This is a genomic window from Paenibacillus sp. YIM B09110 (genome assembly GCF_037167145.1).
Classification (GTDB): domain Bacteria; phylum Bacillota; class Bacilli; order Paenibacillales; family Paenibacillaceae; genus Pristimantibacillus.
In genome coordinates this window covers 118,577-131,983 of sequence record NZ_JBANSP010000011.1, presented here as the reverse complement: position 1 = coordinate 131,983, position 13,407 = coordinate 118,577, and the positions used below count along the sequence as shown (strand labels likewise).

Sequence of the window (13,407 nt, the reverse complement as noted above, 5' to 3'; positions counted from 1 at the left end):
ATTAACTAGTTGTCTTTATCGCGCAGCGCCTTATACTTCGCTGCATATTTGCTGACGCTTTGCACAAAGGTCGCATGCGACCACGTAAGCGGTGCAACAGACAACGGTGTTCCATCGTACGGATTCAACTGCTCCGGCAGCAGACCGCTCTGCAACGCATGATCGGATACCCATTGCAGCGTATTTTTGGCGCCTTCGAGCTCCTCGATCGACTTAGCTGAATCGATCTCGAAGTTAGCAACCCATAGCGTACAGATGATCCAAGGATTGCCTGGCACTTTGTCGATCTCGCCGGATTGCTGGAAGTAATAATCATTCGTATAACGGGCAATACCGCCAATTTCCGTCTTGACCTGCAGCCCTTCCTTGATGGACATCATCGTCTTCACGACCCGCTCGTCCTCGACAGGCAGTACGCCGAATTCAAGAATGCCGAACAAACTGCTCTCCAGTGTCATATCCTTCACCCAGCGGTTGTCCTTCTGAATAAGACCGCGAGCGAATCTCCCGCTCTCCTCATCCCACAAATGAGTAATCATTCCGTGCTTGATCGATTGTGCCGTATTCTTATAGTGATCGCTGCGCTCGTAATCTCCGAACAGCTCCGTGAAGAACGCAGCTGCCATCAGACCGCCGTACACGGAAGCTGCCGTATACGTCCATATGCCATAACGTTCTTCCCACAAATCATAGCTCGGCTTCGGAAGCGACAAAGAATGCTCCATATATTGGCTCAAGAATGAAGCCGCTTTGCGAATTAAATTGCTATAAAGCGATTGCGGCAATTCAATAACCTGATTCCTTGTGTAATCCTGCCACAAGGCGAACAGGACAAGCGCTGTCTCATCCTCTTGAATCGGCAACCGCTTGCTTCCTTGAACGATATAAGGATGCCAGCTTGAACCTACTGTTCCGTCCGGATTGTATTTATGGTATAAGTAGCCCTCAGGCGACAACGCTTGCGCGCAGAAGTGGAAGAATGGCGCGATGACGCTTTGATAGCCGGCCATCGACATTGCATCGGCAATGAGTGCGCCATCCCGAGGCCACATATAGCTATAGTGGTCACGATTGTATTGCAGGATATCGGTGTCGTTCGCTGCCAGGATGGCGCCGCGCTCATCAACCTGCGTCCTTACGAGCAGCAGGCTGTGCTTGAACATCTTCACGACATCATGCGGCAGATCGCCAAGATCGGTCTCAGCACGACGCAGCCAATGCTTCCAGTAAATGACCATCCGGCTTAACAGCTTCTCGGGATGGTTCTCGTGAACGTATTGGTTAAGCTCCTTGACCTCCTCGAGGTTTTTGCCAATGGACATCCAGTAATAGATCGTCTTGTCGCTGCCCCCGGGTACAACGGTTCGGAAGCTGATCGTACTGTCGACCGATCCTTGAGCAATCGAGTTGCCCATTAGAACGCCGTCCTCCGCGTCCCTCCAAGTGCCTTCGGCCGATTGGAATCGCTTGATGCCCGTTGAATATTGGGTCATTCCGCCTTCATCGGAGAAGCCGTTGAACATGAAATAATTAGACCGCTTGTAATGATACAACGTATGATTTTCTGGATAGTAGACCGCTGTATCGCCGACCTCTGAACCGTCGATCATTAGATCCTGATGGAAAAACAATCGCACTTCTTTTGTCTCATTCGTTTTGTTGCGAATGACGACGCGCTTGATATAGATACATTCCCGTTGGTGGATGCCGTCGTTTATTTGCAGCTCGATGCCGAGACCTTCATGCCCCGCAATAATGTTCGTTACGAGCGAATCCTCGATATAATCGAGCTCGAACTTCCATTCCGGCTCGTCGAGCCAGCTGAACTTGCCCTCCACCCAGATACCGAAACGACAATATTGACCACCTACATGGTTGAGTTGTCCTACGAACGGATAATAAATATCTCTAATGTAGCAATGCTGGTCGAGGTTCAGCAGCATCTTTCCGTTGCCGATTACAAGATGACGGGCCATTGTTCTTGCTCCTTTCGATGCGGAATAAGGTCGGTATACAACGATAAATACGCTTTGGCGGAGCCATTCCAGCTATAATCTTCTTTAGCGCCATTCGCTACAATCCGCTTCCACTGCTCCTCGTCGCGATACATCGCAAGCGCTCTGCGAACGGTATGCAAATAGTCATGCGCATTGTAATTCGTGAAGCTGAAGCCATTGCCTTCGCCTGAATATTCATTGTAGGCGTGAACGGTATCCTTCAGACCGCCTGTCTCGCGAACGATCGGAACAGTCCGATAACGAAGCGCTATGAGTTGGCTTAAGCCGCAAGGCTCGAATTGTGAAGGCATCGCGAACAGATCGGCGCCCGCATATATAAGCCGAGCTAGGCTATCGTCATAACCAATCCACACGGCAGCCTTGTTCGGATACCGAGCCACGGTATCATTAAAGAATCGCTCATAACGTTCATCGCCGGCTCCAAGCACGACGAATTGGATATCGTCCTGCAGCAGCTCGTCCAGCGTTGCCATTATGAGCTCGAAGCCCTTCTGCTCCACAAGCCTCGATACGACGCCTATGACCGGTACGCTCTCGGACTGCGGGAGGCCCAGCCTTCGCTGCAGCTCCAGCTTGTTCTTATGCTTACGGCTGAGCGAGCTGCGATAAGGCGTATGCAACGCCGCATCGTTCATCGGATCGAATGCCTCTTCATCAATGCCGTTGACGATACCGACGAGATCGCCAGAGCGATAACGCAGCAAAGCATCAAGCCTTTCGCCGAAATATTCCGTTTGAATTTCCTGCGCGTACGTACCGCTTACCGTTGTCAGCTTATCCGCATAGACAAGCCCGCCTTTCATACAGCTTGCCGCTCCATGGAATTCAAGACCGTCCCTACTAAAAACATCATCGCCCGCACCAAGCAAATCTTTGAGCAGATCGATATCGAACAAGCCTTGATACTTTAAGTTATGAATCGTGAACACTGACTTCGTATACGCCCAAGCAGGGTCGAAAGCATAGCGCGTTCGAAGCAAGAAAGGAATGAGTCCCGTCTGCCAATCATGGCAATGAACGATATCCGCCCGGAAGTCCATGTAGCGAACGGCTTCCATGATCGCGAAGCAGAAGAATACGAATCGCTCCGCGTCGTCCCCATAACCGTATAGTCCTCTGCGCTTAAAGTAGAACTCATTATCAATCAAATAATAGGTTACGCCATCCAGTACGCCTCGGAACAGTCCGCAATGCTGATTGCGCCAGCCGAAGGATACGGTAAAATGATCAATGAACTGAAATTGCTCTAGCATCGACAGCGGAATCTGCTCATACTTTGGCAGCACGACGCGCACGTCTGCGCCTCTGGCATTTAACGCCTTAGGCAGCGCTCCCGCAACATCAGCTAAGCCGCCAGTCTTAGCCAGCGGCACTGCCTCAGAGGTTGCGAACAATATATTCACGGGCCTCTCTCCTCCTATGCGGCTATCTTCCGCTTATGCGGCAGCCTTATATAATTTTCCTCTTGCCGGCAAGAAACGGAGAACTTTCTACCCCGCGTATATCGCGTGCAGACTCTACCTCTACATCCTTATCCAGGATGCTGTGAGAGATAAAGCTATTTTCGCCAATGATCCCGTTCTGCATAATAATGCTATTCGTAACGACTGCGCCTTTGCGAACATGAACGCCGCGGAACAGAATGCTGCCCGTAACCGTTCCTTCGATCCGGCAGCCGTTCGCAACTAGCGAATTGCTGACTTTAGAACTTTCCAGATATCGGGCAGGAGGCTCATCCTTCACCTTCGTATAGATCGATCCCGGTTGGAAGAAGAGCTCCTTCCATACCTCAGGCTTCAGCAGGTTCATATTATTGTGATAATAGCTCGACAACGTGTTAACGACGCCCAAATAGCCCTCATACATATAGGCCTGCACATTGAGCTTATCCAGCCTCGAAAAAATCGCATGTCGCACAAGATGATCTTGTCCTTGCGCCAGCGACGTCTCCACAAGCTCCATGAGCAGCTCCTTGCGCATAATATACATTTCCATCGAATGAATATCGCTTACCATACGTCCAAAATGATCTTGGATCGCAGTAATTCTTCCATCTTCGTCCATCTTCACCTTGCGAGCCTTGCCTAATATCGGTTCGGATTGCTGCTTGCAAACGACAGTAATATCGGCAGCGCGATCGAGATGCGCTTGGATGACAGGCTCGAAGTCGATATTGCACACCATGTGGCTGCGTGTAATAACGACATAATCTAGCGACGAACGATTGAAATAATCGCGATGCTGATAGAAATGATAGAGATCGCCGCGGCTAATCTCTTGAATATCATCAGTTGCAGGCGGCAGCACGAACAATCCGCTTTGACGATGATTCAAATCCCAAGGCTTCCCTGAGCCAACGTGGTCCATCAGCGAACGGTACTTCGTATGAGCAAATATGGCTACCTTCGATATGCCCGAATTAACCATGCTGGATAAAGCAAAGTCGATCATGCGGTAACGGCCGCCGAAAGGAACAGTCGCGAGGCAGCGGCCTTGCGTCAGACGGTCGAGCTCATCCGTCTCGTGGATTAAGTTAATGACACCCATCACTTTATGCTTCATGAATGCTCCACCTCCTGCAGCAGATGATCGTTCGTGACATATTGGTCTACGGCAACAACCGTAATGGCATCATCATCCGGCGACCCGATCGTTACGCCGGCTTGGATGACCGCGCCTTCGCCGATAATCGCCCGGTGAATCTTGGCTCCTTCTCCGATACGGACGTTAGGCATAATGACCGATTCGGTAATCGAACTGTCCTTGGCGGCATTAACCCCATAGAACAACACCGATCGATGAACTTTCCCTTCCAGCATGCAGCCTTCCGTAATAAGCGATGCCGAGATTTCGGCAGATACGCCTACATGGTGGCCAGGCTGATGCGGACTAACGGAATAAACCCGCCATGAAGAATCATTCAAAGTAAGCGGCGGATCGTCAGCGAGAAGATCCATATTCGCTTCCCATAAGCTGTCGATCGTTCCGACATCCTTCCAATATCCTTTGAACGGATAAGTGAACAGCTTCTTCCCGTCCTTCATCATCGAAGGGATAAGATCTTTGCCGAAGTCATGGCTCGAAGAGCGATTGGCTTCATCATAAATCAAATATTTTTGCAGCTCGGACCAGGTGAATATATAGACACCCATCGATGCAATATTGCTCGTTGGTGTTTTTGGCTTCTCTTCAAATGCGGTAATACGGTCTTCATCGTCCACATGCATAAGTCCGAATCGGCTGGCTTCGCTCCAATCGACTTCTATGCCGGCGATCGTCACGTCTGCGCCGCAGCGCTTATGATGGTCTAGCATAAGCTCATAGTCCATTTTATAAATATGGTCCCCCGATATAATGAGCACGTACTCGGGATTATAACGTTCAATGAAGGACATGTTCTGATAGATTGCGTTGGCCGTGCCTGTATACCATACGCCGCCCTTCTGCTTCACATAGGGAGGCAGAATTGCCATACCGCCGTCTCGACGGTCCAGCCCCCATGGACTGCCTATGCCAAGATATCGGTTAAGTTCAAGAGGCTGATATTGAGTCAATACGCCGACCGTATCAATACCCGAATGAGCGCAATTGCTCAAGGTGAAATCGATAATGCGGTATTTCCCGCCGAAGTAAACAGCTGGCTTAGCCAAATCCTTTGTCAATACGCCAAGCCTCTTGCCTTCGCCTCCCGCGAGTAGCATTGCGATCATTTCTTTTCGGCCCATGGACACCAACTCCTTCTCAATGTGTGTTCCCCGGATCTAAGGTGAGCAGCATAAAGGTGAATGGGGGTAATTGAAGCGAAATGCTTTGATTATGCCCGTGCCAAGCGATAGGCTGACTGCTGTAGCTAGGCGAACTCTGTGAAGCTGTTCCTTCTTCGTGCGTATTATTGCTATGCATTAAAGAGCGGTAATTTCCTCGCTCTGGAACACCGATGCGATAGGGGTTATATTCATTGGCTGAGAAATTAGCGATGATGATGGAGAAGCTGGATTTACCGCGGCGTATGTAGGAGATAACAGATTGATTGGCATTATTCGCGTCAATCCACTCGAAACATTCCGGCTCGCGATCCCTCTCCCACAGAGAAGGCTCATTGACGTAAACATGGTTGAGAGACTTGACATAGCGGTGCATGCTTCGGTGGGAATCGTACTCCAGCACCATCCAGTCCAGCATATCGCTGTCTTTCCATTCGTCGAATTGTCCCCATTCACTGCCCATGAAGAGCAGCTTCTTGCCTGGATGGGTCATCCAGAAACCGTAGAACAACCGTAGTTGGGCGAATTTTTGCTCATAGGAGCCGGGCATTTTGTTCAATAAGGAGCGTTTGCCGTGTACAACTTCATCATGTGATAGCGGAAGAACGAAATTTTCTGAGAATGCATATAGGAGTGAGAAAGTAATAAGATGGTGGTGGTGCGAGCGATCGGCCGGATCAAGCGCCATATAGCGCAGCATGTCATTCATCCAGCCCATATTCCATTTAAAATTGAATCCGAGGCCGCCTTTGTAGGTAGGCGAGGTGACGGCAGGCCATGCGGAAGAATCTTCTGCTAGCATAAGCGTGTCGGGGTAATAATGAAACACCGTTTCATTAAGCTTCTTCAAGAAGCGAAGGGCATCTAGGTTGTCGGCGCCGCCAAGCCAGTTATAGGTGTGCATCTCGGGCGGTTTGTCCATATGCAGGTTGATCATGCTTGCAACGGCATCTACGCGCAATCCGTCGATATGGAACATTTCCATCCAGAAGACAGCGTTAGAAATTAAGAAGCTTACAACCTCATTGCGGCTAAAGTCAAAAGCTAATGTGCCCCAGAGCGGCTTCTCTGCTCGGTTCGAATCCGCGCCTTCGAAGATCGGCGAACCGTCGAATTGACGTAAGCCGTGGTCGTCCTTGCAGAAGTGGCCGGGCACCCAATCTAATATAACGCCTAAGCCGTGAGCATGGCAGGTGTCAACGAAATACATAAGTCCTTTGGGTGTACCGTAACGACTCGTCGCACTGTAGAATCCGGTAATTTGGTAGCCCCATGATTGATCGAGCGGATGCTCCGACAAGGGCATGAGTTCAATATGAGTATACCCCATATCAGCGGCATACGGAACTAAGGACCCGGCTAATTCCTCGTATGTATAGAAGTGTTCTTTTCCTTTGATTTTCCAGGAACCGGCATGCGCCTCGTAGATGAGCAGCGCATTCGTATAAGGGGATTTGTTCGGTTTGGCTGCTTGCCATGACTCATCTTGCCATGCATAGCCTTCCAAACTCGTGACGATGGATGCTGTGTTCGGGCGTCTCTCTGAATAAAAGGCATATGGATCGGCTTTCCTAATACATGCGCCGGATTGCGTAACCAGCTCATATTTGTAAATCTCACCTTCACCGATATACGCAACAAACAAGACGAATATGCCTGTCGTTCCGATTCGTTCCATGTTGTGTCGGCTTCCATCCCAGTCGTTGAAGCTTCCAACTACGCGAACCTCCAGGGCATTAGGTGCCCATACGACAAATCGGACGCCTTGGATTCCATCATGGCGGATGGGATGCGCGCCCATGAAACGGTAGCTGTGAAACGAATTGCCTTCATTAAACAAATACAATTGCTCATGGGATAAACCGTTTGGAACCGTTTGAACCATCCGCTCCTCCACCCTTCTGGATGTCATTTGCGAGTCAAATAGGTTTAGATACCCATATTATACATCGTTTTATGAAAAAATCACAGCATGTTTTCATAGTTTGCGACAATATGTCAGATTTATTTACGTGCATGTTACACAAAGCGTTATTTTATTCAATTAGAAGACATCACGCGCTGGATATAATAATGTTTGGAGCAATAACCTTTGGTTACCGCTTCCTTCGTGCAATTCACCCACTTGCAATCTGCGGTTGCCTTAACCCGACGCGGCCTGACAATAGACGGATCTCCATGTCTCATGAGTCTCTGATGATGCATTGCGCACAATCCTCTTGCCTTGATCGACTTTGTACAATCTTCCATGTTGCAATTATCCATTGGTAGTCTCCCCTTTGTACGAGTCAAGCGCGCAAACGGCTTACGCCGTAGGTGAAATATGAGCTCGTTTTGAGCATAAAGCTTATAAACAGATTGATTTCACGGCGAAAAAAGTATAAAATCACTCATTCATTCATATTATCGAGATTTCCGTATAGAATAAAGGCTGTAAATCGGTAGATTACGCCTTTAAACGCGGTTCTAGGCTCTATTTGCACGTTATACATGGCGCAGAAGTTTTGGAGTTTAATTAATTAAACCGATTTCTAATAGATATAGTTGATCTTGAAACAATTTGGAAGTCTCTTGTGTGCGTTCGGCAGTTATTCTATACTTTTAGTTGAATATTACAAATGCTTATGCTTGTGCAAAAAAGAGGAGCAAACTTCATGTCACCCTACTATCGCTTATTCCAGATCTTTGACAAGCCCATCATTATTCTAGGAATGGAACATGGGAAGGTAAGAATTATTGATGCCAACGAAAGCTTTTCGCGATTGCTCGGTTACACGTTGGAGGAGCTTAAATCGAAGGAAAGCGCTGGACATTTACTTAAGTATAACATTGATACAACAAAGCAGACGGTTAAGAGCGAGTTCGGCATTTTCATGAAAAATAAAAAGCAAATTCCAGTGCGCATCGACCAGCAGCCGATACCGAAGGAACCAGGCGAATCCGAGCTGATCAGTTTTGTCACATTCGAGGATCTAACAGCCTACAAGTGGATCGAGCAAAAATGTGAACAGAATAAAGTCATCATTAGCGGGATCGTTGACGCACATTCCCATATCCGCTTTCTGCGCGACAGCGTCGCTCCGTTATTGTTCGAGCCTGATCAAAAAATGGAAGATGAAACGGTCCTGAGCTTTATCGCGGATAACGAGCATGCCCGAGTAATGGAGGCGCTTGCCGAGGCCGGAAAGATGAAAAAAGAAAAAAGTCTGACGCTGCAGACGAGTCGTTTAAGCGGCATCGAGCTGGAGCTATCGATTACGTTCACGCCGATCTTCGACGGTTTTGGCGACACTAAAGAATACGCATTCGTCATCTGGGATTTAAAGCCTGTCGACGATACAATAGATTCTGCGATGAAGCTTAAGATATGGATGGCGAAACGGGATATAACCGCTGGCATGTTATCTGAAGCCACGGGCATATCGATCCAGACGATATCGAAACTCCGCAATGGCAAGATTGTTAAGCCGCAGCGGCTCACGGCCGAGCTGATTGCTTCCGAGCTGCGTGTGGATATTCACGATATATGGACGAGAGTCGGCAAATAGCTCGGCTTATCCAGCACTATACATTGCCTGTAAAGGGACTACCGTTTATAATAGCTAAGGCTGAATAGCAAGGTGAACCGGCTGTCGCCCTCCTTTGGCGGTGCAGCGAATGCCGGTCATTTTTGCATGTCGGCGCGCGGTTCGCAAACTCCCGCGTTATCAAAACTAGGAGGAAAATATGTTTAACTTATGGTTTGGCGCTCTTTTTATGATTATCCATTTCACATTATTTCTTATTTCGTATCGAATGTTCGGCAAAATCGGTATTTACGCTTGGATCGGCATGGCAACCGTGCTTGCTAATATTCAAGTCGTAAAGACCGTCGAATTGCCGCTTGGCATCATTATTACGCTCGGCAACACGATGTACGGCACCATCTATCTCGCATCCGATTTGCTTAACGAGAAGTATGGGGAGAAGGCAGCCAAGAAAGCGGTATGGTTCGGCTTCTTCACGCTAGTTGCAACTACGGTCATTATGCAAATGGCGTTATTGTTCGAACCCGTTCAGGAGCCGTTCCCGCTTGAGGTGCAAGGGTCTCTTGAGACGTTATTCGGCCTCCTGCCGCGAATCGCGCTTGGCAGCTTATGCGCCTATTTCGTCAGCCAGTTTCTAGATGTCAAAATTTATACGGTACTTAAGCGGATGTTTCCAGCGCAGAATAAGCTTTGGATTCGCAATAACGGCAGTACGCTCGTCAGTCAGCTTGTAGATACGCTGATCTTCTGCACGATCGCGTTCGCCGGTGAATACGAAAGCGACGTCTGGCTGTCGATCTTCCTTTCGACATACATTATCAAATTTATCGTTTCGCTTGTCTCGACCCCTTTCCTATACGCGGCCAGAAGCTTTACGTTTAAGGAAGAGAGACTTTAATGAAACGAACAATAAAGAAGCGATCCCGTTAGATACGGAATCGCTTCTTTGTTGTTCGTTAAGATTGTGTCGGCATGATTCCGATATCGTCGAGCATCACTTTGCCTGGTCCGTCTACGAATGCAAAAGATATTTTCGTAATCTCAAGCTCTTCTATTGATTCATTCGGCGTCTCGAACGCGTCCAGAGGAACAATAAAAGTTTGGAACACCGGCTCGTTCGATTGTTTGTACTTCTCGTCTTTCATTCGTTTCTCCAGCCATGGAAGCGTCATGAAAGCTGTATACGTCGGAGGACTGACAGGCATAATCTCGGATAATGGCAATTCAAATATCTGGCCGTCACTCGACGTTAGAACGATCTCCAGTTCCGGAAGCGGAGGCAGCTCGGATAATTCTTCAACTTCAGCTTCAGCTTCTATTTCTGTATCTATTTCGTCATTTGCTTCATCGTCGGCTTCCGTTTCCTCTTCTTCCACAGCCTCGTCGGCTAATAAATCCCGTTCTAAATTTGCCAATGAGAATATTAGGCTCGAAGATGTCGTTTCGGAAGCCATTTGTTCGGTTACGCGCTTCGGCAGCTCAAGCTCGTATATAGCGCCTGGCTCCTCCCATTCGAGCGAGACTGCTTTCGTTCCTTTATTTTTGCCATCACGATCCTTGGCATTTGTCACTTCCCACTCCGTCATACCTTCAGCCGAAGCTTTGCCCCCGCCGCTTATCGTTGTTTTGACAGAGCTGCCCTCATATCTTGTTATTTCCGTGAAATTAGACGATTCATAACGATTCACGTACGTGCTGTCAGGCAGCCAATCCAGAGCCGTGCGGTAATCACGGAACATTTCGGTATATTGGTTCTCGCCATGCAAAGTAGCTTCGAGAAATGCGGAAATGTACAGCTTCGCAATATCTCGCTGTTCATCCCCCTCCAGCATGCCTTGTCGGTTCAAGAACATGCCGCCTGGCAGTCGCTCATCCATGATTCCCCAAGCGGTGTTGAATTGGCTATGATTCGCATCGGCTATATAGAGCGAAGCCTTAAATCCATCGAAATCGCCCGTGAATGACGTTCTGCTGTACTGGCGATCACCGTAGAAGGAATTCACATCACCGTCACGCGCGCCTTGGAGCGTTAAATAGTTGACATCCTTCAACCGGGCGGACTTGTCATCCACCTGTTTGTCGGTCGGCGCAATGGCTACTACCGAACGAATCTGAATGTCTTCCAAATCCGTTAACGATTTATCCTCTTTGAACCATCGATCGGCGTCGGCGGCCATCGCTACCGCTTGTCCCCCTCTGGAGTGACCGATGAGCGAAATCTTGTCCATATCGACTTTATGCGTAAATGGATTGTCCATGCTTTCATTAAAAGTCTTAATCTGCTGAAGATGCTTAAGAAGCATCCACGCACGCACCTTCATATCGTTGTTCGGTATACCCGACCAGACCGAATAATTCAAGAAATTCTCGTCTACGGAAATGGCGATCATGCCTCTGCTTGCAAGCAACTCTCCCAAATAAGCATAACCACCATCCGAAAACTGCTCCATCAGATGATTCCCGTGTACAATTAGAACAAGCGGAAACGGACCTTCTCCCTCCGGCATCCATACTCTGCCGTTAATCGGGAGCTTATGTTCATCAAAGCCCCAGAAGCGCGTCTTCAGGTTTGACCATTTCGTAACATATCCCGAAGCGTCCACAGATTTCGTCATCCAATCCACATCTTCACCGAATAGATCCCGATGCTTGTCAGCCCCGCTTCCGTAACTGAACGAAGAGAAACCATAAGTTCCTGGAAGAGCGGGATTATCCGCGTGGACCGGAGACACAGCTTCTATCGCCGTTTCTTCTCTTTGCGGCATCGACGCTGGATTCGGCCAGCCCGCCAAAGTAACGATCAGAGCGATGATGATCGGCAAGCTTATGCCGGTCATCCATTTGTAGCGCGGCTTGGTCCGCCACCTGAGCAGCAATCCAAGCATTACACCGAGCAAAGCTCCTATGATCGCATACAAGGCGGCTAATGCAATAGACATAAGAATGCCAAGTTCAGCAAAGTATAAAATCATATACGTTTCGATACCCACGTAGAGCAGCACTGCCGTAAAGCGTCTAGGAACGGGAACGTAAACAATCGACAACAGGATCGATACGATGAATGCGGATACCCCGATTGCCAGCACATTCGCGAGCAGGAAGAGAATGGTGTCTATAACCGCTCCGAGACCGGTAGGCATCCCCATTACGGCCGTATACATCGAAAGCGATCCGAAGACGATAAGACTGCCTGTAGCAATTCGCCATACGAAGCTGTCGCGGTCAGCACGCAAGTCATATCTTAATCTCAACCATGCTGCGAACTTGAACAGCTTACGTTGCTCTTGTATCGCTAATTCCATAAGTTCTCCTTAACGGTGAGCCAATTACGGCCGTCATGCTGCTCAATTCTAACGGGAACGCCAAAAAACTCGCTCATCGTCTCCGTCTTAAGCACTTCATCCGTGGAGCTGGCGGCAAATACCGTCCCATCCTTAATGAGCAGCGTCTTCGTGAAACAAGGCAATATTTCTTCTACATGGTGCGTTACATAAATAATGGTAGGCGCATGCTCTTGCTCCGCAACGGACGAAATCATATACAGCAGTTGCTCGCGCGCGAACACGTCCAGCCCTGTACAAGGCTCGTCCAATATTAACAGCTTGGGCGAAGCCATCAGTGCTCTGGCAATGAGTACGCGCTGTCGCTCGCCTTGTGACAGCGTATCATAGGTTCGCTGCATAAGCGCCGCGCAGCCCAACGATTGCATAAGCTCTTCAGCTCTATCGGAATCGGCATCGTCCGTACGATCATACAAACCGATCGTTGCGAATTTGCCGCTGAGCACGATATTGAACGCCGTTTCGCTGCCATATAGTTTCTGTTGCAGCGACGTGCTAACCCAACCAATGCTTTTGCGCAGCTCGCGAAGATCAAATTCACCGAATTTTTTGCCTAGCACTTCCATTTGACCGTCAGTCGGCCATATATACCCATTAATCATATTGAGCAGTGTCGTCTTGCCTGATCCGTTCAAGCCGAGCAAGCACCAATGCTCGCCCTCCCGCACTTTCCAATCGATCTGCTGCAAAATCGTTTTATCACCGCGATCCCACGATACGCCTTTTATGTCTATAACCACTGGATAGTCCTCCCGGT

Annotated in this window: 9 protein-coding genes; 2 read left to right on the top strand and 7 right to left on the bottom strand. The window is 48.8% G+C overall.

The annotated features are described in order from the left end of the window. Nucleotides 1-5: 5 nt before the first annotated feature. From V8F51_RS17630 to glgB, 5 genes are read right to left on the bottom strand one after another with little or no spacing between them, the layout of a single operon-like run. Nucleotides 6-1,976 (bottom strand): glycoside hydrolase family 15 protein, encoded by a 1,971-nt coding sequence (locus V8F51_RS17630; RefSeq protein ID WP_337101643.1) that lies wholly within the window; start codon nucleotides 1,974-1,976, stop codon nucleotides 6-8. Next, the gene (gene glgA / locus V8F51_RS17625; RefSeq protein WP_337101642.1) at nucleotides 1,958-3,421 is read right to left on the bottom strand and encodes a glycogen synthase GlgA; all 1,464 of its coding nucleotides are present in this window, start codon (nucleotides 3,419-3,421) and stop codon (nucleotides 1,958-1,960) included. Before glgA ends, V8F51_RS17630 begins: the two co-directional genes overlap by 19 nt. 46 nt (nucleotides 3,422-3,467) lie before the next feature. Then, nucleotides 3,468-4,580, bottom strand: coding sequence for a glucose-1-phosphate adenylyltransferase subunit GlgD (gene glgD, locus V8F51_RS17620; protein WP_337101641.1), 1,113 nt, complete (start codon nucleotides 4,578-4,580; stop codon nucleotides 3,468-3,470). Continuing rightward, nucleotides 4,577-5,743, bottom strand: coding sequence for a glucose-1-phosphate adenylyltransferase (locus tag V8F51_RS17615; RefSeq protein WP_337101640.1), 1,167 nt, complete (start codon nucleotides 5,741-5,743; stop codon nucleotides 4,577-4,579). The genes glgD and V8F51_RS17615 overlap by 4 nt, the downstream gene beginning before the upstream one ends. Nucleotides 5,744-5,759: 16 nt before the next feature. Continuing rightward, entirely contained in the window at nucleotides 5,760-7,667 is a 1,908-nt protein-coding gene (glgB, locus tag V8F51_RS17610; RefSeq protein WP_337101639.1) for a 1,4-alpha-glucan branching protein GlgB, read from the bottom strand. 769 nt (nucleotides 7,668-8,436) lie between these two features. Here glgB and V8F51_RS17605 point away from each other — a divergent pair. Together V8F51_RS17605 and V8F51_RS17600 are read left to right on the top strand one after the other, a co-directional pair. Then, nucleotides 8,437-9,330, top strand: coding sequence for a helix-turn-helix domain-containing protein (locus V8F51_RS17605; protein ID WP_337101638.1), 894 nt, complete (start codon nucleotides 8,437-8,439; stop codon nucleotides 9,328-9,330). Between the two features lie 178 nt (nucleotides 9,331-9,508). Further along, the gene (locus tag V8F51_RS17600; RefSeq protein WP_337101637.1) at nucleotides 9,509-10,207 is read left to right on the top strand and encodes a queuosine precursor transporter; all 699 of its coding nucleotides are present in this window, start codon (nucleotides 9,509-9,511) and stop codon (nucleotides 10,205-10,207) included. Between the two features lie 58 nt (nucleotides 10,208-10,265). On the opposite strand, the gene V8F51_RS17595 is transcribed toward V8F51_RS17600, so the two are convergent. Then, nucleotides 10,266-12,611 carry an alpha/beta hydrolase family protein gene (locus tag V8F51_RS17595; protein WP_337101635.1) on the bottom strand — a complete coding sequence of 782 codons (2,346 nt, stop codon included), beginning with the start codon at nucleotides 12,609-12,611 and terminating at the stop codon, nucleotides 10,266-10,268. Beyond that, nucleotides 12,602-13,390 (bottom strand): ABC transporter ATP-binding protein, encoded by a 789-nt coding sequence (locus V8F51_RS17590; RefSeq protein ID WP_337101634.1) that lies wholly within the window; start codon nucleotides 13,388-13,390, stop codon nucleotides 12,602-12,604. The genes V8F51_RS17595 and V8F51_RS17590 overlap by 10 nt, the downstream gene beginning before the upstream one ends. Nucleotides 13,391-13,407: the final 17 nt, after the last annotated feature.